Annotated in this window: 21 protein-coding genes; all 21 read left to right on the top strand. The window is 53.4% G+C overall.

The features are described from left to right. Nucleotides 1–43 precede the first annotated feature (43 nt). The 21 genes from leuO (at nt 44) to secM (ending at nt 24,044) form a co-directional block, all read left to right on the top strand. A complete protein-coding gene (gene leuO, locus OGX89_RS03295) occupies nt 44–991 on the top strand; it encodes a transcriptional regulator LeuO (RefSeq protein ID WP_020996231.1) in 948 nt (315 codons plus the stop codon). Nucleotides 992–1,309: 318 nt separating this feature from the next. After that, complete coding sequence (gene ilvI / locus OGX89_RS03290; RefSeq protein ID WP_126956896.1) at nt 1,310–3,034, top strand: acetolactate synthase 3 large subunit; 1,725 nt, start codon at nt 1,310–1,312, stop codon at nt 3,032–3,034. A 2-nt stretch (nt 3,035–3,036) separates the two neighbouring features. Further along, a complete protein-coding gene (ilvN, locus tag OGX89_RS03285) occupies nt 3,037–3,528 on the top strand; it encodes an acetolactate synthase small subunit (protein WP_003829566.1) in 492 nt (163 codons plus the stop codon). Between the two features lie 264 nt (nt 3,529–3,792). Continuing rightward, nucleotides 3,793–4,797: a catabolite repressor/activator gene (gene cra / locus OGX89_RS03280; protein WP_003018794.1), complete on the top strand. Its 1,005-nt coding sequence runs from the start codon at nt 3,793–3,795 to the stop codon at nt 4,795–4,797. A 613-nt stretch (nt 4,798–5,410) separates the two neighbouring features. Next, complete coding sequence (gene mraZ, locus OGX89_RS03275; protein WP_003018792.1) at nt 5,411–5,869, top strand: division/cell wall cluster transcriptional repressor MraZ; 459 nt, start codon at nt 5,411–5,413, stop codon at nt 5,867–5,869. A gap of 1 nt (nt 5,870) precedes the next feature. Next, nucleotides 5,871–6,812, top strand: a complete 942-nt coding sequence (rsmH, locus tag OGX89_RS03270) for a 16S rRNA (cytosine(1402)-N(4))-methyltransferase RsmH (protein WP_003018789.1) — start codon at nt 5,871–5,873, stop codon at nt 6,810–6,812. After that, entirely contained in the window at nt 6,809–7,174 is a 366-nt protein-coding gene (ftsL, locus tag OGX89_RS03265; protein ID WP_000625651.1) for a cell division protein FtsL, read from the top strand. The genes rsmH and ftsL overlap by 4 nt, the downstream gene beginning before the upstream one ends. Before the next feature lie 15 nt (nt 7,175–7,189). Continuing rightward, the gene (gene ftsI / locus OGX89_RS03260) at nt 7,190–8,956 is read left to right on the top strand and encodes a peptidoglycan glycosyltransferase FtsI (protein ID WP_003829538.1); all 1,767 of its coding nucleotides are present in this window, start codon (nt 7,190–7,192) and stop codon (nt 8,954–8,956) included. After that, the gene (gene murE, locus OGX89_RS03255) at nt 8,943–10,430 is read left to right on the top strand and encodes a UDP-N-acetylmuramoyl-L-alanyl-D-glutamate--2,6-diaminopimelate ligase (RefSeq protein ID WP_126956894.1); all 1,488 of its coding nucleotides are present in this window, start codon (nt 8,943–8,945) and stop codon (nt 10,428–10,430) included. The genes ftsI and murE overlap by 14 nt, the downstream gene beginning before the upstream one ends. Further along, nucleotides 10,427–11,785, top strand: a complete 1,359-nt coding sequence (gene murF, locus OGX89_RS03250) for a UDP-N-acetylmuramoyl-tripeptide--D-alanyl-D-alanine ligase (RefSeq protein ID WP_126956892.1) — start codon at nt 10,427–10,429, stop codon at nt 11,783–11,785. The genes murE and murF overlap by 4 nt, the downstream gene beginning before the upstream one ends. Further along, on the top strand, nt 11,779–12,861 hold the full coding sequence (mraY, locus tag OGX89_RS03245) for a phospho-N-acetylmuramoyl-pentapeptide-transferase (protein WP_003018774.1): 1,083 nt from the start codon (nt 11,779–11,781) through the stop codon (nt 12,859–12,861). The genes murF and mraY overlap by 7 nt, the downstream gene beginning before the upstream one ends. Nucleotides 12,862–12,863: 2 nt before the next feature. After that, entirely contained in the window at nt 12,864–14,180 is a 1,317-nt protein-coding gene (gene murD / locus OGX89_RS03240) for a UDP-N-acetylmuramoyl-L-alanine--D-glutamate ligase (RefSeq protein ID WP_003829532.1), read from the top strand. Beyond that, nucleotides 14,180–15,424 (top strand): cell division protein FtsW, encoded by a 1,245-nt coding sequence (gene ftsW, locus OGX89_RS03235; RefSeq protein ID WP_003829529.1) that lies wholly within the window; start codon nt 14,180–14,182, stop codon nt 15,422–15,424. Before murD ends, ftsW begins: the two co-directional genes overlap by 1 nt. Continuing rightward, nucleotides 15,421–16,488, top strand: a complete 1,068-nt coding sequence (murG, locus tag OGX89_RS03230) for an undecaprenyldiphospho-muramoylpentapeptide beta-N-acetylglucosaminyltransferase (RefSeq protein ID WP_003829528.1) — start codon at nt 15,421–15,423, stop codon at nt 16,486–16,488. Before ftsW ends, murG begins: the two co-directional genes overlap by 4 nt. A 51-nt stretch (nt 16,489–16,539) precedes the next feature. Next, on the top strand, nt 16,540–18,015 hold the full coding sequence (gene murC, locus OGX89_RS03225; protein ID WP_003018763.1) for a UDP-N-acetylmuramate--L-alanine ligase: 1,476 nt from the start codon (nt 16,540–16,542) through the stop codon (nt 18,013–18,015). Continuing rightward, nucleotides 18,008–18,928, top strand: a complete 921-nt coding sequence (locus tag OGX89_RS03220; RefSeq protein WP_003829526.1) for a D-alanine--D-alanine ligase — start codon at nt 18,008–18,010, stop codon at nt 18,926–18,928. Before murC ends, OGX89_RS03220 begins: the two co-directional genes overlap by 8 nt. Before the next feature lies 1 nt (nt 18,929). Then, nucleotides 18,930–19,763, top strand: a complete 834-nt coding sequence (ftsQ, locus tag OGX89_RS03215; RefSeq protein ID WP_003018758.1) for a cell division protein FtsQ — start codon at nt 18,930–18,932, stop codon at nt 19,761–19,763. Further along, nucleotides 19,760–21,022 (top strand): cell division protein FtsA, encoded by a 1,263-nt coding sequence (ftsA, locus tag OGX89_RS03210; protein ID WP_003018755.1) that lies wholly within the window; start codon nt 19,760–19,762, stop codon nt 21,020–21,022. The genes ftsQ and ftsA overlap by 4 nt, the downstream gene beginning before the upstream one ends. Before the next feature lie 62 nt (nt 21,023–21,084). Then, nucleotides 21,085–22,236 (top strand): cell division protein FtsZ, encoded by a 1,152-nt coding sequence (gene ftsZ, locus OGX89_RS03205; RefSeq protein ID WP_003018753.1) that lies wholly within the window; start codon nt 21,085–21,087, stop codon nt 22,234–22,236. A 100-nt stretch (nt 22,237–22,336) separates the two neighbouring features. Further along, on the top strand, nt 22,337–23,254 hold the full coding sequence (lpxC, locus tag OGX89_RS03200) for a UDP-3-O-acyl-N-acetylglucosamine deacetylase (protein ID WP_006686706.1): 918 nt from the start codon (nt 22,337–22,339) through the stop codon (nt 23,252–23,254). A gap of 283 nt (nt 23,255–23,537) precedes the next feature. Beyond that, entirely contained in the window at nt 23,538–24,044 is a 507-nt protein-coding gene (secM, locus tag OGX89_RS03195; protein WP_126956890.1) for a secA translation cis-regulator SecM, read from the top strand. Nucleotides 24,045–24,082: the final 38 nt, after the last annotated feature.

Raw genomic sequence — 24,082 nt, 5'->3', positions numbered from 1 at the left:
TCCGTCTGGGAAAAGGGAGTTTAGAGTGACAGTGGAGTTAAATATGCCAGAAGTAAAAATAATAGATAAAACAAATATTATAGATATGGGGAAGCCACAGCTTCGCATGGTTGATCTTAATTTATTAACCGTCTTTGATGCGGTGATGCAAGAACAAAACATTACCCGTGCCGCGCATACTTTGGGGATGTCGCAACCCGCTGTCAGTAATGCGGTCGCGCGCCTGAAAGTGATGTTTAATGATGAGCTTTTTGTTCGTTATGGACGCGGTATCCAGCCGACAGCAAGAGCCTTCCAGCTATTTGGTTCTGTTCGCCAGGCATTGCAATTAGTGCAAAATGAACTGCCTGGATCGGGCTTTGAACCAGCCAGCAGCGAACGCGTATTCAATCTTTGCGTGTGCAGCCCATTGGATAATATCCTGACGTCATTGATTTATAATCGGGTTGAGCAAGTTGCACCAAACATTCATGTCGTATTTAAATCTTCACTCAATCAAAATACAGAGCATCAATTACGTTACCAGGAAACTGAATTCGTTATTAGCTATGAAGAGTTCCGACGTCCTGAATTTACTAGTATTCCGTTATTCAATGACGAAATGGTGTTAGTGGCAAGTAAAAAGCATCCGCGCATTAGCGGCCCTTTACTGGAAAGTGATGTCTATAATGAACAGCATGCGGTGGTGTCACTTGATCGCTTCGCATCATTCAGCCAACCGTGGTATGACACACCGGATAAACAATCCTGCGTGGCTTATCAGGGCATGGCATTAATTAGCGTTCTTAATATTGTGTCGCAAACGCATTTGGTTTCTATTGCGCCACGTTGGTTAGCAGAAGAATTTGCCGATTCTTTAGAACTACAGATCTTGCCTTTACCGTTAAAATTGAACAGCCGCACATGCTATCTTTCATGGCATGAAGCCGCAGGCCGGGATAAAGGGCATCAATGGATGGAAGAGCTGTTAGTCTCCGTTTGTAAGCAGTAGCATTTGGCAGAGTAAACCGGGCGGTACATCCTGTTTATTCTGCTTTTAAGTTTATAACTGAAATTTTATGCTGAACTCTATTTTTTACGTCTGTCCAAAAGTGTCAAAAAATAGAGTAATTGCTGTAAGCTCCCATTTTTAAGCGATTTTTTATCATACTGATTGCTTATGCTGGTTTAATTCTCCGTTTATTCGCGTCTTTCCTCCTTTTTATTCTTATTTACTCCAGTGCCACCCCTTCGGAGTCAATTGCCATGCGTCATCGTCAGCGGTTAATGTGTTGTTAAACCGTAATTCATTATAAGAGTGAGGCAAGCCATGGAGATGTTGTCTGGAGCCGAGATGGTCGTCCGATCGCTCATCGATCAGGGTGTGAAGCAGGTATTCGGTTATCCCGGGGGGGCCGTTCTCGATATTTATGATGCGCTGCATACGGTCGGCGGTATTGATCATGTGCTGGTTCGCCATGAACAAGCTGCGGTACATATGGCTGATGGCCTTGCGCGCGCCACGGGAGAAGTGGGTGTTGTATTAGTTACCTCCGGACCGGGGGCGACCAACGCGATTACCGGAATCGCAACGGCTTACATGGATTCCATTCCGCTGGTGATCCTCTCCGGACAGGTCGCAACGTCGCTGATTGGCTACGATGCCTTCCAGGAGTGCGACATGGTAGGTATATCCCGCCCGGTGGTAAAACACAGCTTCCTGGTCAAACAAACGGAAGATATCCCACAGGTGCTGAAAAAAGCCTTCTGGCTGGCAGCAAGCGGTCGCCCAGGACCGGTGGTGGTGGATTTGCCGAAGGATATTCTGAATCCGGCGAAGAAACTGCCTTATAGCTGGCCGGACTCGGTGAGTATGCGCTCGTATAATCCGACGACGACGGGACATAAGGGACAGATCAAACGGGCGCTACAGACGCTGGTCGCGGCGAAGAAACCGGTTGTCTATGTGGGCGGTGGAGCGGTCAATGCTGCTTGCCATGAGCAGTTAACTCAGATTGCTGAAGCGCTGAATCTGCCGGTTGTCTCCTCGCTAATGGGGTTGGGCGCGTTTCCGGCCACACATCGTCAGGCGCTGGGTATGTTAGGGATGCACGGTACCTACGAAGCGAATATGACCATGCATCATTCCGATGTGATCTTTGCTGTCGGCGTTCGCTTTGACGATCGAACGACGAATAACTTGGCAAAATATTGTCCGAATGCGACCGTGCTGCATATCGACATCGATCCGACCTCTATTTCTAAAACCGTTACTGCGGATATTCCGATTGTGGGTGATGCCCGTCTGGTGCTGGATCAAATGCTCGAACTGCTGGAGCAGGAGAAATCACAGCAGCCACTGGATGATAACCGTGACTGGTGGCAACAGATTGAGCACTGGCGCGCCCGTCAGTGTCTGAAATATGACACGCAAAGCGAAAGCATTAAGCCGCAGGCGGTGATTGAAGCCATCTGGCGTCTGACGAAAGGGGAGGCGTATGTGACCTCTGACGTTGGCCAGCATCAGATGTTTGCCGCACTTTATTATCCGTTCGATAAACCGCGTCGCTGGATTAACTCAGGCGGCCTCGGCACGATGGGATTCGGTTTACCCGCGGCGTTAGGGGTGAAAATGGCGTTGCCGGATGAAACGGTAGTGTGCGTCACCGGGGATGGCAGCATTCAGATGAATATCCAGGAGCTGTCGACGGCGCTGCAGTATGAACTGCCGGTGCTGGTGCTCAACCTTAACAACCGTTATCTCGGCATGGTCAAACAATGGCAGGACATGATCTACTCCGGGCGTCACTCCCAGTCTTACATGCAGTCGCTGCCCGATTTTGTGCGCCTTGCTGAGGCTTATGGGCATATCGGTATCCAGATTAATCATCCAGATGAACTGGAGAGCAAGCTGGGTGAAGCGCTGGAGCATGTGCGTAACCATCGCCTGGTGTTTGTCGACGTCACCGTCGACGGCAGTGAGCATGTCTACCCGATGCAGATTCGTGGGGGTGGGATGGATGAAATGTGGCTAAGCAAAACGGAGAGGACCTGATTATGCGCCGGATATTATCAGTATTGCTGGAAAACGAGTCGGGTGCATTATCGCGGGTGATTGGCCTCTTCGCCCAGCGTGGTTACAACATTGAAAGCCTGACCGTCGCGCCGACCGATGACCCGACCTTATCGCGGATGACGATTCAGACGGTAGGGGACGAGAAAGTCCTTGAGCAGATCGAAAAGCAGCTCCACAAACTGGTGGATGTTCTGCGCGTTAGCGAGCTGGGGCAGGGTGCCCACGTTGAACGAGAAATCATGCTGGTGAAAATCCAGGCCAGCGGTTATGGCCGGGAGGAGGTGAAACGCAACACGGAGATTTTCCGCGGGCAAATCATCGACGTGACGCCGTCTATCTACACAGTACAACTGGCGGGCACCAGCGACAAGCTGGATGCGTTTCTGGCAACCCTACGTGAAGTCGCCAAAATTGTGGAAGTTGCTCGTTCCGGTGTGGTGGGACTCTCCCGTGGCGATAAAATTATGCGCTAATCGTCAACCGTAGGCCTGGTAAGCACAGCGATATCAGACCTCATCGTGGAGGTCATGCCGGATAGCGGCATAAACGTCTTATCCGGCCTCCATGTAACGTACCCGTTTGCGCTGATGCTACCTGCTGCGTTTTTTTTTGCGAAATCAGCAGTAACCAGAGACAAAAGCGGTTGCCGCAGTCATTATTCTGCGCTTAGATGTTAAGAAGTTTAACCCATGCCATCTAAAAGGTTATGGTTTGTACATTTTACGCAAGGGGCAATTGTGAAACTGGATGAAATCGCTCGGTTGGCCGGCGTTTCGCGAACGACTGCAAGCTACGTTATTAATGGCAAAGCAAAGCAATATCGCGTAAGCGACAAAACGGTTGAAAAAGTCATGGCGGTGGTGCGTGAGCATAATTACCACCCGAATGCCGTGGCGGCCGGGCTGCGTGCTGGACGCACACGTTCTATCGGGCTGGTGATCCCGGATCTTGAGAACACAAGCTATACCCGGATCGCAAACTATCTGGAACGCCAGGCGCGTCAGCGTGGGTATCAGCTATTGATTGCCTGCTCTGAAGATCAGCCGGATAACGAAATGCGCTGTATTGAGCATCTTTTACAGCGCCAGGTCGATGCCATTATTGTGTCGACTTCTTTGCCGCCTGAGCATCCGTTCTACCAACGCTGGGCAAACAGTTCATTCCCGATTGTGGCGCTGGACCGTGCACTGGACCGCGAACATTTTACCAGCGTTGTGGGTGCGGATCAGGATGATGCGGAAATGCTGGCAGAGGAGTTACGCAAATTCCCTGCTGAAACCGTCCTCTATCTGGGCGCGCTTCCTGAATTATCCGTCAGTTTCCTGCGCGAGCAGGGTTTTCGTACCGCGTGGAAGGACGATCCGCGTGAAGTCCATTTCCTGTACGCCAACAGCTATGAGCGGGAAGCAGCTGCGCAGTTGTTTGATAAATGGCTGGAAACGCACCCAATGCCTCAGGCGTTGTTTACCACGTCGTTTGCCCTGTTGCAGGGCGTGATGGATGTGACCCTGCGTCGTGATGGGCAACTGCCGTCTGATTTAGCGATTGCGACTTTTGGCGATCACGAACTGCTCGACTTCCTACAGTGCCCGGTACTGGCAGTGGCACAGCGCCATCGCGATGTCGCAGAACGCGTGCTGGAGATTGTACTGGCAAGTCTGGACGAACCGCGTAAACCAAAACCAGGTTTAACGCGTATACGGCGTAATCTGTACCGTCGTGGTATTCTCAGCCGTAACTAAGTTTCCTCAATTGATGACGTCGGCGGGATAAGCCTCTGACGTCTTCAATTTTTCTATTCTCAGAAATAACCGCATTATATTTAAGAATATTCTTTAGAATTATCTGAAATTCATTCTTGAAATACCCCGAATTAAAAATGCAACTATCCATTTTTGGGTTATTGATACGTAACGACGCGTTACGCTTGTATTATTTTGTTACATGCTTGTATGGATTTGCCGAATTAACAAACACTTTGCTCTCGTATTGCGGCCATCTGGTGCTTACCTCGACTCTGCGCGGCGTACAGACCGATTAACTGGTACTGTTAACTCGCTGCATATTGTCCTAAAATGCCGCTCGCGTCGCAAACTGACACTTTATATTTTCTTTGGATGATATTCAGTTGTTTTAAACAATGATGAGTTGTTGGATTTTTTTCTTACAAATATTCATGACGTTAATTTGCTTCGTTTGCTGTACGGAATTTGTTCAACGCTGATATTAGCCGTAAACAATGGGTTTTTTGCTCCGCTAAGCGCCGTGACTTGCTTGACAAGGTTTTCCTCCGCTCCGTAAACTCCTTTAAGTGGGAATTTGTGGGATAAAGTGGTAATTGGGGGTGAGGCTGGCATGTTCCGGGGAGCAACGTTAGTTAATCTCGACAGTAAAGGGCGCTTATCCGTGCCTACCCGTTATCGGGATCAACTGCTTGAGAGCGCTACCGGTCAAATGGTTTGCACCATTGACATCCATCACCCGTGCCTGCTGCTGTACCCCCTGCCTGAATGGGAAATAATCGAGCAGAAGCTATCGCGTCTGTCGAGCATGAATCCAGTTGAGCGTCGCGTACAGCGCTTATTGTTGGGTCATGCCAGCGAATGTCAGATGGATAACGCTGGTCGATTACTGATAGCACCCATTCTGCGGCAACACGCAGGGCTAACGAAAGAAGTGATGCTGGTTGGGCAGTTCAATAAGTTTGAGCTGTGGGATGAAACGACCTGGTATCAACAGGTCAAGGAAGATATCGACGCTGAGCAGTCTGTTACTGGCGCGTTGTCGGAACGATTGCAGGATTTGTCTCTATAAAATGACGGAAAATTATAAACATACAACGGTGTTGCTGGATGAAGCCGTAAACGGCCTGAATATTCGTCCAGACGGCATCTACATTGACGGGACATTTGGTCGCGGTGGTCACTCACGTCTGATCCTCTCCCAGCTTGGCGAAGAGGGACGTTTACTGGCAATCGATCGCGATCCGCAGGCTATTGCCGTTGCAAAAACGATTACCGATCCCCGTTTCTCCATCGTACATGGACCTTTCTCTGCGCTGGCTGACTATGTCGCCGAGCGTGGACTGACCGGTAAGATCGACGGGATTCTACTCGATCTGGGCGTTTCTTCACCGCAGCTCGATGACGCAGAGCGCGGTTTCTCGTTTATGCGTGACGGTCCGTTAGACATGCGTATGGACCCAACACGCGGTCAGTCAGCGGCCGAATGGCTGCAAACCGCCGATGAAGCAGACATTGCCTGGGTGATTAAAACCTTTGGCGAAGAGCGCTTCGGCAAACGCATTGCGCGCGCCATCGTCGAGCGCAACCGCATCGAACCGATGACCCGCACCAAAGAACTGGCGGAAGTCATTGCGGCGGCAATGCCGGTGAAGGACAAATTCAAACATCCCGCGACCCGTACCTTCCAGGCGGTGCGCATTTGGGTGAACAGTGAACTGGAGGAGATAGAGCAGGCGCTAAAAAGCTCGCTCAGCGTGCTGGCTCCAGGTGGTCGCCTTTCGATCATCAGTTTCCATTCGCTTGAAGACCGCATTGTGAAACGCTTTATGCGTGAACAAAGCCGTGGCCCTCAGGTACCGGCTGGAATACCGATGACCGAAGCGCAGATCAAAAAGCTGGGCGGCCGTGAGTTAAGAGCACTAGGCAAGATGATGCCGGGTGAAGAAGAGGTAGCTGAGAATCCTCGTGCCCGTAGTTCAGTTCTGCGTATTGCAGAGAGGACGAACGCATGATCAGCAGAGTGACAGAAGCCCTAAGCAAAGTTAAAGGATCGATAGGAAGCAACGAGCGCCATGCCTTGCCTGGCGTGATCGGTGACGATCTTTTGCGGTTTGGGAAGCTGCCACTCTGCCTGTTCATTTGCATTATTTTGACGGCGGTTACCGTCGTGACAACAGCCCACCATACGCGGTTACTGACCGCGCAGCGTGAGCAGCTGGTTCTGGAGCGAGATGCGCTGGATATCGAATGGCGTAACTTGATCCTTGAGGAGAACGCGCTCGGCGACCATAGCCGTGTTGAACGGATCGCAACGGAAAAGCTGCAAATGCAGCATGTCGATCCCTCACAAGAAAATATCGTAGTACAAAAATAAGGATAAACGCGACGCATGAAAGCAGCGGCAAAAACGCACAAACCAAAACGCCAGGAAGAACAAGCCAACTTTATCAGTTGGCGTTTTGCGTTACTGTGCGGCTGTATTTTGCTGGCACTGGGTTTTCTGCTGGGTCGCGTTGCCTGGCTGCAAATCATCGCGCCAGACATGCTGGTGCGTCAGGGTGATATGCGCTCTCTACGCGTCCAGGAAGTGTCTACATCACGCGGAATGATTACCGACCGCTCTGGTCGCCCGTTGGCGGTGAGCGTTCCGGTTAAAGCTATATGGGCCGACCCGAAAGAAGTACATGATGCAGGCGGCGTGAGCGTTGGCGAACGCTGGAGAGCGCTGTCAACCGCGCTGAATCTCCCGCTCGATCAACTGGCTTCCCGCATTAACGCCAACCCGAAAGGGCGCTTTATCTATCTGGCGCGTCAGGTAAACCCTGACATGGCTGACTACATCAAAAAACTGAAGCTGCCGGGTATCCACCTGCGCGAAGAATCCCGCCGTTACTATCCTTCCGGAGAAGTGACTGCTCACCTCATAGGCTTTACTAACGTTGACAGCCAGGGGATTGAAGGTGTTGAGAAGAGCTTCGATAAGTGGCTCACCGGACAACCGGGTGAACGTATTGTACGTAAAGACCGTTATGGCCGCGTCATTGAAGATATCTCCTCTACCGACAGCCAGGCGGCGCATAACCTCGCATTGAGCATTGATGAGCGTTTACAGGCGCTGGTTTACCGCGAACTGAATAACGCCGTGGCGTTCAACAAGGCGGAGTCAGGCAGTGCGGTACTGGTGGATGTAAACACCGGTGAAGTGTTGGCCATGGCCAACAGTCCGTCCTACAACCCGAACAATCTCACCGGTACGCCAAAAGACGCGATGCGTAACCGTACCATCACCGACGTGTTTGAACCGGGTTCTACCGTTAAACCGATGGTGGTGATGACCGCGCTGCAGCGTGGCGTGGTACGCGAAAATACCGTCCTCAACACTATCCCTTACCGAATTAATGGTCACGAAATCAAAGACGTGGCGCGTTATAGCGAATTAACCCTCACCGGGGTTTTGCAGAAGTCGAGTAACGTCGGTGTTTCCAAGCTGGCGTTAGCGATGCCGTCCTCAGCGTTAGTAGATACTTACTCACGTTTTGGGCTGGGAAAAGCGACCAATTTGGGGTTGGTCGGAGAACGCAGTGGCTTATATCCTCAAAAACAACGGTGGTCTGACATAGAGAGGGCCACCTTCTCTTTCGGCTACGGGCTAATGGTAACACCGTTACAGTTAGCGCGAGTCTATGCAACGATCGGCAGCTACGGCGTTTATCGTCCACTGTCGATTACCAAAGTTGACCCTCCTGTTCCGGGCGAGCGTATCTTCCCGGAAGATACCGTGCGTACCGTCGTGCATATGATGGAAAGCGTGGCGCTGCCCGGCGGCGGCGGCGTGAAGGCGGCGATTAAAGGCTATCGTATCGCCATTAAAACCGGTACAGCGAAAAAAGTAGGGCCAGATGGCCGCTACATCAACAAATACATTGCTTATACCGCAGGTGTTGCGCCTGCGAGTCAGCCGCGCTTCGCGCTGGTTGTTGTTATCAACGATCCGCAGGCGGGTAAATACTACGGTGGCGCCGTTTCCGCGCCGGTCTTTGGTGCCATCATGGGCGGCGTACTGCGTACCATGAACATCGAGCCGGATGCGCTGACAACGGGCGATAAAAATGAATTTGTGAATAATCAAGGCGAGGCAACAGGTGGCAGATCGTAATTTGCGCGACCTTCTTGCTCCATGGGTGCCGGGTGCACCGGAGCGAGCACTGCGGGAGATGACGCTTGACAGCCGTGTGGCTGCATCGGGCGATCTCTTTGTCGCAGTATTGGGTCATCAGGCGGACGGGCGTCGGTATATCCCGCAGGCGATAGCGCAAGGTGTGGCTGCCATTATTGCAGAAGCAAAAGATGAAGCTACTGATGGTGAAATCCGTGAAATGCACGGCGTTCCGGTCATCTATCTCAGTCAGCTTAACGAACGTTTATCTGCACTGGCAGGCCGTTTTTACCACGAGCCTTCTGAGAAAATGCGTCTGGTCGGTGTGACCGGGACCAACGGTAAAACTACCACCACCCAATTGCTGGCACAGTGGAGCCAACTGCTTGGCGAAACCAGCGCGGTAATGGGAACAGTAGGCAATGGCCTGCTGGGCAAAGTGATCCCGACGGAAAATACCACCGGTTCAGCAGTTGATGTCCAGCATGTGCTGGCGGGGCTGGCAGCGCAGGGCGCAACGGTTGGCGCGATGGAAGTCTCTTCACACGGTCTGGTTCAGCATCGCGTGGCGGCGCTGAAGTTTGCCGCATCAGTATTTACTAACTTAAGCCGTGACCATCTCGACTACCACGGCGACATGGAACATTACGAAGCCGCGAAATGGCTGCTGTATTCCACGCACCATTGCGGTCAGGCCATCGTCAATGCGGATGATGACGTCGGTCGTCGCTGGCTGGTGAAACTCCCGGATGCGGTTGCCGTTTCGATGGAAGACCACATCAACCCGAACTGTCATGGTCGTTGGTTAAAAGCGGTTGACGTGAAGTATCACGACAGCGGGGCAACGATTCGTTTTACCTCCTCATGGGGCGACGGCGAAATTGAAAGCCGCCTGATGGGGGCGTTTAACGTCAGCAATCTTCTGCTGGCGCTGGCAACGCTGTTGGCACTGGGCTATCCGTTAGCTGATTTACTGAAAACGGCGACACAATTGCAGCCGGTTTGCGGACGTATGGAAGTGTTCAGCGCGCCGGGTAAAACCACCGTGGTGGTTGATTACGCCCATACGCCAGATGCGCTGGAAAAAGCGCTGCAGGCGGCACGTTTGCACTGTACAGGCAAACTGTGGTGCGTCTTTGGCTGCGGCGGCGATCGCGACAAAGGCAAACGTCCTTTGATGGGCGCAATCGCCGAGCAGTTTGCAGATGTTGTCGTGGTGACTGATGACAACCCACGTACCGAAGAGCCACGCGCCATTATTAACGACATTCTGGCGGGTATGCTGGATGCCGGACAGGCGAAGGTGATGGAAGGGCGCGCAGAAGCCGTGACAAACGCCATTATGCAGGCGAAAGAAAACGACGTGGTGCTGGTGGCCGGGAAAGGTCACGAAGATTACCAGATCGTTGGCTCGCAGCGTCTCGACTATTCTGACCGCGTGACCGCAGCGCGTCTGCTGGGGGTTATCGCATGATTAGCGTAACGCTCAGCCAACTGGCGGAGATCCTCCGTGGCGAACTGAAAGGGGCCGATCTGACCCTTGATGCCGTAACAACCGATACGCGTAAAGTGACGCCGGGCTGCCTGTTTGTGGCGCTGAAAGGCGAACGCTTTGATGCCCATGATTTTGCAGACAAAGCGCAAGAGAGCGGGGCGGGTGCGCTGCTGGTCAGCCGCCCGTTGGACACCAACCTGCCGCAGCTGATTGTTAAAGATACGCGTCTGGCGTTTGGTGAACTGGCGGCGTGGGTTCGCGCTCAGGTTCCGGCGCGCGTTGTCGCGCTGACCGGCTCATCCGGTAAAACGTCCGTCAAAGAGATGACGGCTGCCATTCTTAGCCAGTGTGGTAACACCCTATATACCGCGGGCAATCTGAATAACGACATCGGCGTACCGATGACGCTGCTGCGCTTAAACAACGATTACGACTATGCCGTGATTGAGCTCGGCGCCAACCATCAGGGCGAAATCGCCTGGACCGTCGGCCTGACGCGTCCGGAAGCGGCGCTGGTGAACAACCTGGCCGCCGCGCACCTGGAAGGCTTCGGCTCTCTGGCGGGCGTTGCGAAGGCAAAAGGTGAGATTTTTACCGGCCTGTCTGCGAACGGTATCGCCATTATGAATGCCGACAACAACGACTGGTTGAACTGGCAAAGCATCATCGGCGATCGCAAAGTCTGGCGCTTCTCCCCGAATGCGGCCAACAGCGACTTTTCTGCGACCAACGTTCATGTGACCTCGCATGGCACGGAATTTTCTCTGCAAACGCCGACCGGAAGCATTGATGTCCTGCTGCCGTTGCCGGGTCGCCACAATATCGCTAACGCCCTTGCGGCGGCGGCGCTTTCTATAGCGGTAGGCGCGACGCACGAGGCGATCAAAGCGGGTTTGAAAGATCTGCAGGCGGTACCAGGACGTCTGTTCCCGATTCAACTCGCAGAAAATCAGCTGCTGCTGGACGACTCCTATAACGCGAACGTCGGTTCGATGACCGCAGCGGTGCAGGTGCTGTCTGAAATGCCGGGCTATCGCGTACTGGTCGTTGGCGATATGGCTGAGCTTGGCGCAGAAAGTGAAGCATGCCATGTACAGGTAGGTGTTGCTGCGAAAGCAGCAGGTATCGACCGTGTACTGAGTACAGGAAAACTGAGTCAGGCAATTAGCGACGCCAGTGGCGTTGGCGAACATTTTGCGGATAAAAGCGTGCTGGCCGCGCATCTTAAAGCATTGATTGCAGAACATCAGGTCATGACGATTTTAGTGAAGGGTTCACGTAGTGCCGCCATGGAAGAGGTAGTACGCGCATTACAGGAGAATGGGACATGTTAGTTTGGCTGGCCGAACATTTGGTCAAATATTATTCCGGCTTTAACGTCTTTTCCTATCTGACGTTTCGCGCCATCGTCAGCCTGCTGACCGCGCTGTTCATCTCTTTGTGGATGGGCCCGCGCATGATTGCCCGCTTGCAAAAAATGTCCTTTGGACAGGTTGTACGTAACGACGGTCCTGAATCGCACTTTAGTAAACGTGGTACGCCAACCATGGGCGGGATCATGATCCTCACCGCGATTGTTATCTCCGTTCTGTTGTGGGCATATCCGTCGAACCCGTACGTATGGTGCGTGCTGGTGGTATTGATTGGCTACGGCATTATCGGTTTTGTCGATGACTACCGCAAAGTGGTGCGAAAAGATACCAAGGGCCTGATTGCCCGCTGGAAGTACTTCTGGATGTCGGTGATTGCGCTGGGTGTAGCCTTTGCGCTGTACCTCGCCGGTAAAGATACCCCGGCTACCGAGCTGGTGGTGCCGTTCTTTAAAGATGTCATGCCGCAGTTGGGGCTGTTCTACGTGCTGCTGGCGTACTTCGTGATTGTGGGTACTGGCAACGCGGTAAACCTCACTGATGGCCTGGATGGTCTGGCGATTATGCCGACCGTGTTCGTGGCAGCGGGTTTTGCGCTGGTGGCATGGGCGACCGGTAACATGAACTTTGCCAACTATCTGCACATTCCCTATTTACGCCATGCCGGTGAGTTGGTGATCGTCTGTACGGCGATTGTCGGCGCGGGGTTAGGCTTCCTGTGGTTTAACACCTATCCGGCGCAGGTCTTTATGGGCGACGTCGGTTCGCTGGCGCTGGGCGGCGCGCTGGGCATTATTGCCGTGCTGCTGCGTCAGGAGTTCCTGCTGGTAATCATGGGCGGCGTATTTGTTGTGGAAACGCTGTCGGTCATTTTGCAGGTTGGCTCCTTTAAGCTGCGCGGACAGCGCATCTTCCGTATGGCGCCGATTCACCATCACTATGAACTGAAAGGCTGGCCGGAACCGCGCGTAATTGTGCGCTTCTGGATTATTTCGCTGATGCTGGTGCTGATTGGCCTGGCAACGCTGAAGGTACGTTAATCATGGCTGATTACCAGGGTAAAAAAGTCGTCATTATCGGTCTGGGATTGACCGGGCTGTCATGCGTGGATTTCTTTCTGGCGCGTGGTGTGACGCCGCGTGTGATGGATACCCGCGCAACGCCACCTGGCCTGGATAAATTGCCGGAAGCGGTTGAGCGTCATGTTGGCAGCCTGAATGATGATTGGCTGCTGGCCGCCGATCTCATCGTCGCCAGCCCTGGTATTGCCCTGGCGCATCCTTCGCTGAGCGCCGCTGCTGATGCAGGGATCGAAATTGTCGGTGACATCGAGCTGTTCTGTCGTGAAGCGCAGGCGCCGATCGTCGCGATCACCGGTTCCAACGGGAAAAGCACCGTCACCACGTTGGTGGGAGAAATGGCGAAAGCGGCTGGTGTGAACGTGGGTGTTGGCGGAAATATCGGCCTGCCCGCGCTGATGCTGCTGGATGACGAACGTGAGCTGTATGTACTGGAGCTGTCGAGCTTCCAGCTGGAGACAACCTCCAGCTTACAGGCTGTAGCCGCCACCATTTTGAACGTCACCGAAGATCATATGGACAGGTATCCGTTTGGCTTGCAGCAGTACCGTGCGGCCAAACTGCGCGTCTATGAGAATGCGAAAGTGTGTGTGGTTAATGCCGATGATGCGCTGACCATGCCGATTCGCGGGGCGGATGAGCGCTGCGTGAGCTTTGGCATCAACATGGGTGACTATCATCTCAATCGTCAGCAGGGTGAAACCTGGCTGCGGGTGAAGGGCGAAAAAGTCCTGAACGTGAAAGAGATGACGCTTACCGGCCAGCATAACTATACCAACGCACTGGCTGCGCTGGCGCTGGCGGATGCTGCGGGTCTGCCGCGGGCATCCAGCCTGAAAGCGCTGACTACCTTTACCGGTCTGGCGCATCGTTTCCAGTTGGTACTGAATCATAACGGTGTGCGTTGGATTAACGATTCAAAAGCCACCAACGTTGGCAGCACAGAAGCGGCACTGAATGGTCTGCACGTTGACGGTACGTTGCACCTGCTGCTGGGCGGCGATGGGAAATCGGCCGACTTTACGCCGCTGCAACGCTACCTGACTGGCAACAACATTCGTCTGTACTGCTTTGGTCGCGATGGCGCGCAGCTTGCCGCTCTGCGTCCTGAGGTTGCGGAACACACTGAAACCATGGAGCAGGCAATGCGTCTGCTCGCACCGCGTGTGAAGTCGGGTGATATGGTGCTGCTGTCGCCAGCCTGCGCCAGCCTTGACCAGTTCAAGAACTTTGAGCAACGCGGTGACGTCTTTACCCGTTTAGCGAAGGAGTTGGGTTGATGCGATTCTCTCTCCCTCGTCTGAAAATGCCGCGCGTACCGGGACTGGGTGTCCTGGCGTGGATCTTCGCGGCACTTAAAGGCTGGGTGATGGCTTCGCGTGATAAAGACGCGGACAGCCTGATCATGTATGACCGCATGCTGCTGTGGCTGACTTTTGGTCTGGCAGCGATCGGTTTTGTGATGGTGACATCGGCATCAATGCCCGTAGGGCAACGTCTGGCAGGCGATCCCTTCCTGTTTGCTAAGCGTGACGCGCTGTATATCTTCCTCGCGTTCTGTCTGGCGATGGTGACGCTGCGTCTGCCGATGGAGTTCTGGCAGAAGTACAGCACGACGATGCTGATCGCCTCGATCATCATGTTGTTGATCGTTCTGGTGGTGGGGAGCTCCGTTAACGGGGCATCGCGCTGGATCGCGCTGGGGCCGCTGCGTATTCAGCCTGCGGAATTCACCAAGCTGTCGCTGTTCTGTTATCTCGCTAACTACCTGGTGCGTAAAGTCGATGAAGTGCGTAACAACCTGCGCGGCTTCTTAAAACCGATGGGTGTGATTCTGGTGCTGGCAGTCTTACTGCTGGCGCAGCCTGACCTTGGTACTGTAGTGGTGCTGTTTGTCACGACGCTGGCGATGCTGTTTCTCGCTGGTGCGAAACTGTGGCAGTTCATTGCCATTATCGGCATGGGGATTTCGGCGGTGGTGCTGCTGATCCTTGCCGAACCGTATCGTATTCGCCGCGTAACCTCCTTCTGGAACCCATGGGAAGATCCGTTTGGCAGCGGCTACCAGTTAACGCAATCGCTGATGGCTTTTGGTCGCGGTGAGGTTTGGGGTCAGGGGTTAGGTAATTCAGTGCAAAAACTGGAGTATTTACCGGAAGCGCACACCGACTTCATCTTCGCCATCATTGGGGAAGAACTGGGTTATATCGGTGTGGTATTGGCACTTTTAATGGTATTCTTCGTCGCTTTTCGCGCGATGTCGATCGGTCGCAAAGCACTGGAAATTGACCACCGTTTTTCAGGCTTTTTAGCCTGCTCCATCGGGATTTGGTTCAGCTTCCAGGCCCTGGTAAACGTCGGCGCGGCAGCAGGTATGCTGCCAACAAAAGGTCTGACGTTACCGCTGATCAGTTATGGTGGTTCCAGTTTGTTGATTATGTCGACGGCCATCATGTTTTTGTTACGTATTGATTATGAAACGCGTCTGGAAAAAGCCCAGGCGTTTACACGAGGTGCACGATGAGTGGTCAACCGAAGCGGTTAATGGTGATGGCAGGCGGTACCGGTGGGCATGTGTTCCCTGGGCTGGCGGTCGCGCACCATTTAATGGCCCAGGGCTGGCAGGTTCGTTGGCTGGGCACCGCCGATCGTATGGAAGCGGACTTAGTGCCGAAGCATGGCATTGAAATTGACTTTATTCGCATCTCCGGTTTGCGTGGCAAAGGTGTCAACGCGCTGCTTGCCGCCCCCGTGCGTATTTTTAATGCCTGGCGTCAGGCGCGCGCCATTATGAAGCAGTTTAAGCCTGATGTGGTGCTGGGGATGGGCGGCTATGTGTCCGGCCCTGGCGGTCTGGCTGCCTGGTCATTAGGCATCCCGGTTGTCCTGCATGAGCAGAACGGCATTGCGGGATTAACCAACAAGTGGCTGGCGAAGATTGCAACGAAGGTGATGCAGGCTTTTCCTGGCGCTTTCCCGAATGCGGAAGTGGTGGGTAACCCGGTACGCACCGACGTTCTGGCGCTGCCGTTGCCCGAAGCGCGTCTGGCGGGGCGTGAAGGCCCGGTTCGCGTGCTGGTCGTCGGGGGATCTCAGGGCGCACGCGTATTGAACCAGACGATGCCGCAGGTTGCCGCAAAGCTTGGTGACGCGGTGACTATCTGGCATCAGAGTGGCAAAGGCGCGCAGCAAACCGTTGAACAGGCGTATGCCGACGCGGGACAACCGCAGCACAAGGTCACTGAGTTTATTGATGATATGGCAGCCGCCTACGCGTGGGCGGATGTCGTAGTTTGTCGCTCCGGCGCGCTGACGGTAAGCGAAATTGCCGCTGCGGGTTTGCCTGCGCTGTTTGTGCCTTTCCAGCACAAAGACCGACAGCAGTACTGGAATGCGCTGCCGCTTGAGAAAGCGGGCGCCGCTAAAATTCTTGAGCAGCCGCAGTTTACTGTGGATGCCGTCGCGAACACCCTTTCCGGGTGGTCGCGAGAAACCTTATTAACCATGGCAGAACGTGCGCGCGCCGCATCCATACCGGATGCCACAGAGCGTGTTGCTAATGAAGTGAGCCGGGCTGCCCGGGCGTAATTGTGGTGATGCCTTTTGCATCGCATGAACTAAGAAGTTAATGGCTAAAGAATGAATACACAACAACTGGCAAAACTGCGTTCCATCGTGCCCGAAATGCGTCGCGTTCGGCACATTCACTTTGTCGGCATCGGTGGTGCTGGTATGGGCGGTATTGCCGAAGTTTTGGCCAACGAAGGTTATCAGATCAGTGGTTCTGACCTGGCGCCGAACCCGGTGACGCAGCAGTTGACGAATCTGGGCGCCACGATTTTCTTCAACCATCGCCCTGAAAATGTGCGTGATGCGAGCGTGGTGGTGGTATCCAGCGCGATTTCTGCGGATAACCCGGAAATTGTTGCGGCGCATGAAGCGCGTATTCCGGTGATCCGTCGTGCTGAAATGCTGGCGGAGTTAATGCGTTTTCGTCACGGTATCGCCATTGCCGGGACGCACGGTAAAACCACGACCACAGCGATGGTCTCCAGTATCTACGCAGAAGCGGGGCTGGATCCGACGTTTGTCAACGGCGGTCTGGTGAAGGCCGCAGGCGTCCATGCGCGTCTGGGTCATAGCCGTTATTTAATTGCGGAGGCGGATGAGAGCGATGCGTCGTTCCTGCATTTGCAGCCGATGGTAGCGATTGTTACCAATATCGAAGCCGATCATATGGATACCTACCATGGCGACTTCGAAAATTTAAAGCAGACGTTTATTAATTTCCTGCATAACTTGCCGTTTTATGGTCGTGCGGTTATGTGCGTTGACGACCCGGTGATCCGCGAGTTGTTGCCGCGAGTTGGTCGTCAAACCACAACCTATGGTTTCAGCGATGATGCTGATGTGCGCGTCGAAGATTACCAGCAGATTGGTCCACAAGGGCACTTCACGCTGCTGCGTCAGGGGATGGCCGATTTACGCGTGACGTTGAACGCACCGGGCCGTCACAATGCGCTGAACGCGGCGGCGGCGGTGGCAGTGGCAACAGAAGAAGGCATTGAAGACGACGCAATTCTGCGCGCGCTGGAAAGTTTCCAGGGCACCGGGCGCCGTTTTGACTTCCTCGGCGAATTCCCGCTGGAGCCGGTAAACGGTAAAGCCGGGACGGCGATGCTGGTGGATGATTATGGTCATCACCCAACGGAAGTGGATGCCACGATTAAAGCTGCTCGCGCGGGCTGGCCGGACAAAAATCTGGTAATGCTGTTCCAGCCGCACCGCTTTACGCGTACACGCGATTTGTATGACGACTTTGCCAACGTGCTGACTCAGGTCGATGCGCTGTTGATGCTGGATGTATACGCCGCGGGTGAAGCTGCGATTCCGGGGGCTGACAGCCGCTCGCTGTGCCGTACGATCCGTGGTCGCGGTAAGATCGACCCGATTCTGGTATCAGATCCGGCTCAGGTGGCAGACATGTTGGCGCCGGTATTAACCGGCAACGATCTGATTTTGGTGCAGGGCGCTGGAAATATCGGCAAAATCGCGCGTTCCTTAGCTGAAATCAAACTGAAGCCGCAAAACCCGGAGGAAGAACAACATGGCTGATAAAATCGCGGTCCTGTTAGGGGGAACCTCCGCAGAGCGTGACGTTTCGCTGAATTCCGGCGCGGCCGTACTGGCAGGGTTACGCGAAGGTGGTGTGGATGCTCATCCAATTGACCCAAAAGAGGTTGATGTCACGCTTTTGAAATCGATGGGTTTTCAAAAGGTGTTTATTGCGCTGCACGGTCGTGGTGGTGAAGATGGCACGTTGCAGGGCATGCTGGAGCTGATTGGTCTGCCGTATACCGGTAGTGGCGTCATGGCTTCTGCCATTTCGATGGACAAACTGCGCAGCAAACTGTTGTGGCAGGGGGCTGGTTTACCGGTCGCGCCTTGGGTCGCATTGACTCGCGCTGAATTCGAAAAAGGTCTTAGCGATGAGGTGGTTACGGAGATTTCTGCGTTAGGTTTGCCGCTGATTGTGAAGCCAAGCCGTGAAGGCTCAAGCGTAGGGATGTCAAAAGTTGAAGAAGAAAATGCTTTGCATGGTGCATTAGCATTGGCTTTTCAGCATGATGAAGAAGTACTGATCGAAAAATGGCTCAGTGGCCCGGAATTTACAGTTGCGATGCTTGGTGAAGAAATTTTACCGTCAATACGTATCCAACCCGCGGGAACCTTCTATGATTATGAGGCGAAGTATCTCTCTGATGAGACACAATATTTCTGCCCTGCCGGTCTGGAAGTCGAACAAGAGGCACGTTTACAGGAATTAGTCCTGAAAGCGTGGACCACATTGGGCTGTAAAGGTTGGGGTCGCATTGACGTCATGCTGGACAGCGATGGCCAGTTTTATCTGCTGGAAGCGAATACCTCTCCGGGTATGACCAGCCACAGTCTGGTGCCGATGGCGGCGCGTCAGGCGGGGCTGAGCTTCTCGCAGTTGGTGGTAAGAATTCTGGAGTTGGCGGACTGATATGTCGCAGGCTGCGCTGAACACGCGAAACGGTGATGAAGAAGAAGTAAACTCCTCACGCCGCAATAATGGAACGCGTCTTGCAGGAATATTATTCCTGCTGACAGTGCTGTGCACCGTGTTTGTCAGCGGCTGGGTAGTGTTGGGATGGATGGAAGATGCGCAACGTTTGCCTTTATCGAAACTGGTGTTAACCGGCGAACGGCATTACACGCGCAATGACGATATTCGTCAGTCCATTCTGGCGCTGGGCGCTCCGGGAACCTTTATGACTCAGGATGTGAACATCATTCAGAGTCAAATTGAACGCCTCCCCTGGATTAAACAGGCGAGCGTCAGAAAGCAATGGCCCGATGAATTGAAGATTCATCTGGTTGAATATGTGCCCATTGCGCGTTGGAATGACCAACATATGGTGGATGCTGAAGGAAATACGTTCAGTGTTCCAACCGGTCGGGCCAATAAGCAGGTATTACCCATGTTGTATGGACCGGAAGGCAGCGCAAGTGAAGTGTTGCAAGGGTTCCGCGATATGGGGCAGGTGCTGGCTAAGGATAGATTCACCCTGAAGGAAGCGGCGATGACCGCTCGTCGTTCCTGGCAGTTGACGCTGAATAACGATATTAAGCTGAATCTGGGCAGGGGCGATACGATAAAACGTTTGGCTCGCTTTGTGGAACTCTACCCGGTTTTACAGCAGCAGGCGCAAACCGATGGCAAACGGATTAGCTACGTTGATTTGCGTTATGACTCAGGAGCGGCAGTAGGCTGGGTTCCCTTGCCTCCTGAGGAATCTAATCAGCAACAGAATCAGGCACAGGCAGAACAACAATGATCAAGGCGACGGACAGAAAACTGGTAGTTGGACTGGAGATTGGCACCGCGAAGGTAGCCGCTTTAGTAGGGGAAGTTCTGCCCGACGGTATGGTCAATATCATTGGCGTGGGCAGTTGCCCATCGCGAGGTATGGATAAAGGCGGGGTGAATGACCTTGAGTCAGTGGTGAAGTGCGTACAGCGCGCCATTGACCAGGCTGAACTGATGGCAGATTGCCAGATTTCCTCGGTGTATCTGGCACTTTCCGGTAAACATATTAGCTGTCAAAATGAAATTGGTATGGTGCCCATTTCCGAAGAGGAAGTGACGCAGGAAGATGTGGAAAACGTAGTACATACGGCAAAATCCGTACGCGTTCGCGATGAACATCGTGTTCTGCACGTTATTCCGCAGGAATACGCCATCGACTACCAGGAAGGTATTAAAAATCCGGTCGGTCTTTCCGGCGTGCGTATGCAGGCAAAAGTCCATCTTATTACCTGCCACAACGACATGGCGAAGAACATTGTCAAAGCCGTTGAACGTTGTGGTCTGAAAGTTGACCAACTGATTTTTGCCGGGTTGGCAGCCAGTTATTCCGTGTTGACGGAAGATGAACGTGAGCTGGGTGTCTGCGTGGTAGATATTGGTGGTGGTACAATGGACATCGCCGTTTATACTGGCGGGGCGTTGCGCCACACTAAAGTGATCCCTTATGCAGGGAATGTAGTGACCAGCGATATCGCGTATGCCTTTGGTACGCCGCCGAGCGATGCTGAAGCCATCAAAGTGCGTCATGGATGCGCGCTGGGCTCCATCGTGGGTAAAGACGAAAGCGTTGAAGTGCCAAGCGTAGGTGGTCGTCCACCGCGTAGCCTGCAACGTCAGACCCTGGCAGAGGTCATTGAGCCGCGTTATACCGAGCTGCTCAACCTGGTCAACGAAGAAATTTTGCAATTACAAGAACAGCTTCGCCAGCAGGGTGTGAAACATCATCTGGCGGCGGGGATTGTGTTAACCGGTGGCGCTGCGCAAATTGAAGGTCTTGCGGCCTGCGCACAGCGCGTGTTCCATACGCAAGTACGTATTGGCGCACCGCTGAATATCACTGGTCTGACGGATTATGCCCAGGAGCCTTATTATTCAACGGCAGTGGGGCTGCTTCACTACGGGAAAGAATCCCATTTGAGTGGTGAGGCTGAAGTTGAAAAACGCGTTACGGCATCAGTTGGCTCGTGGATCAAACGACTCAATAGCTGGCTGCGAAAAGAGTTTTAATTTTTAAAGAGACCAACGCACATTAACGGTCTCAGGCGACAGGCACAACGGAGAGAGAAACTATGTTTGAACCTATGGAACTAACCAATGACGCGGTGATTAAAGTCATCGGCGTCGGCGGCGGCGGCGGTAATGCCGTTGAACACATGGTGCGCGAGCGCATCGAAGGTGTTGAATTCTTCGCGGTGAATACCGACGCTCAGGCGTTGCGTAAAACGGCGGTTGGACAGACCATTCAGATTGGTAGCGGCATCACCAAAGGTCTGGGCGCGGGTGCAAACCCGGAAGTAGGCCGTAATGCGGCAGACGAAGACCGTGAAGCTCTGCGTGCAGCGCTTGACGGCGCAGACATGGTGTTTATCGCAGCAGGCATGGGCGGCGGTACCGGTACCGGTGCAGCGCCAGTGGTTGCTGAAGTAGCAAAAGATTTAGGTATTCTGACCGTAGCTGTAGTGACTAAGCCTTTCAACTTTGAAGGTAAGAAGCGTATGGCATTCGCGGAGCAGGGTATCACCGAGCTGTCCAAACATGTGGACTCTCTGATCACTATTCCGAATGACAAGCTGCTGAAAGTGCTGGGTCGCGGAATCTCCCTGCTGGATGCGTTTGGCGCAGCGAACGACGTGCTGAAAGGCGCAGTCCAGGGTATCGCTGAACTGATTACTCGTCCGGGCCTGATGAACGTCGACTTTGCAGACGTGCGCACCGTGATGTCCGAAATGGGCTACGCGATGATGGGTTCAGGCGTGGCAAGCGGTGAAGACCGTGCAGAAGAAGCGGCTGAAATGGCTATCTCTTCTCCGCTGCTGGAAGACATCGATCTGTCTGGCGCGCGCGGCGTGCTGGTCAACATTACTGCGGGCTTCGACCTGCGTCTGGATGAGTTCGAAACCGTCGGTAACACGATTCGTGCCTTTGCATCGGATAATGCGACCGTGGTTATCGGTACCTCCCTGGACCCGGATATGAACGACGAACTGCGCGTCACCGTTGTTGCGACTGGAATTGGTATGGACAAACGTCCTGAAATCACTCTGGTGACCAACAAGCAGGTACAGCAGCCGGTAATGGATCGTTACCAGCAGCACGGCATGGCGCCGTTGACGCAAGAGCAGAAACCGGTAGCGAAAGTGGTTAACGACAATACGCCGCAAACCACCAAAGAGCCGGATTATCTGGATATCCCAGCATTCCTGCGTAAGCAAGCTGATTAAGAATTAGCTGGAATTTGGGAATTGTGGCTCTTTGTGCTAAACTGGCCCACCGAATGTATAGTACACTTCGGTTGGATAGGTAATTTGGCGAGATTATACGATGATCAAACAAAGGACTCTTAAACGTATCGTTCAGGCGACTGGCGTCGGTTTGCATACCGGCAAAAAAGTCACCCTGACATTACGCCCTGCGCCGGCCAACACCGGGGTCATCTATCGTCGCACCGACTTGAATCCTCCGGTAGATTTCCCGGCCGATGCCAAATCTGTGCGTGATACCATGCTCTGTACGTGTCTGGTCAATGAGCATGATGTACGGATTTCAACCGTAGAGCACCTTAATGCTGCTCTGGCGGGTTTAGGTATCGATAACATCGTTATTGAAGTTAACGCACCGGAAATCCCGATCATGGATGGCAGTGCCGCTCCGTTCGTTTATCTGCTGCTTGATGCAGGTATTGAAGAACTGAGCAGCGCCAAAAAATTTGTTCGCATTAAAGAGACCGTTCGTGTCGAAGATGGCGATAAGTGGGCTGAGTTTAAGCCGTATAATGGTTTTACGTTGGATTTCACCATCGACTTTAACCATCCGGCGATCGACTCCAGCACGCAGCGCTACGCGATGAACTTCTCTGCGGATGCGTTCATGCGTCAGATCAGCCGTGCGCGTACTTTCGGCTTCATGCGTGATATCGAATATCTGCAGTCCCGCGGCCTGTGCCTGGGCGGCAGCTTCGATTGTGCCATCGTTGTTGACGATTATCGCGTATTGAACGAAGACGGCCTGCGTTTTGAAGATGAATTCGTTCGTCACAAAATGCTCGACGCGATCGGTGACTTGTTCATGTGTGGTCACAACATTATTGGTGCATTTACCGCATATAAATCCGGTCATGCATTGAATAACAAACTGCTGCAGGCGGTCCTGGCAAAACAGGAAGCCTGGGAATATGTGACCTTCCAGGACGATGCAGAACTGCCGTTGGCGTTCAAAGCACCATCGACCGTACTGGCATAACGACATACGCTGTCGCATAAATTCGACTGGTAAATCTGGCACTCTCTCCGGCCAGGTGAGCCAGTCGTTTTTTTATCTTCCGAGTGCAAACCACCTTATCTGAAGCGACTTTTTCCCCACAGGTAGATTAAAATACCGTTCGATCGCTGCTTTCTTAAGCATATTTACCCGCGACTTGCTGTCATTACTGCTGTGGTGCGAACGCATTAATGGTAAGATTTGTGCGCAAAAAATGGTTTTGCATTTGTAACCCCAAACGCAGGGTATATCAGGTGGCAATAACGTGAGTGGAATACTGACGCGCTGGCGACAGTTAGGCAGACGGTACTTCTGGCCGCATCTCCTGTTGGGGATGGTCGCGGCTAGTTTTGGCCTGCCCGCGCTCGGTAATGCTGCTGAACCTAATACTCCCGCGAAGGCGACCGCCAGCAATCACGATCAAGGTGCTAAAGTTAACTTTAGCCAGCTTGCTTTGCTGGAAGCGACCAATCGGCGCCCAAATTTTACCGTCGATTACTGGCATCAACATGCCATTCGTACGGTTATCCGCCATCTTTCTTTTGCCATGGCACCTCAGGCGTTGCCCGTTGCCGAAGAGCCATTGCCAATCCAGGCGCACCATCTTGCGTTACTGAATACGCTCAGCGCGATGCTGACGCAAGAAGGCACTCCGCCCGCGACAGTAAGTCGCGTGACATACGCACACTTTACCTCTCAGGCCGCGTTTAGCGTTCCGGTCTGGATTAGCCAGCAGCAGGGTATCCGCGCTGGTCCTCAACGCCTCAGCTAAAAAAGAACCTTCCAACTTATAATTTTTGACTCCGCACC

Origin of the sequence: Citrobacter sp. Cpo103, assembly GCF_030332605.1 — a bacterium.
Lineage (GTDB): Bacteria > Pseudomonadota > Gammaproteobacteria > Enterobacterales > Enterobacteriaceae > Citrobacter > Citrobacter portucalensis.
Note: the sequence above shows the minus strand (reverse complement) of the source record. Positions and strands in the feature narration are given on the sequence as shown.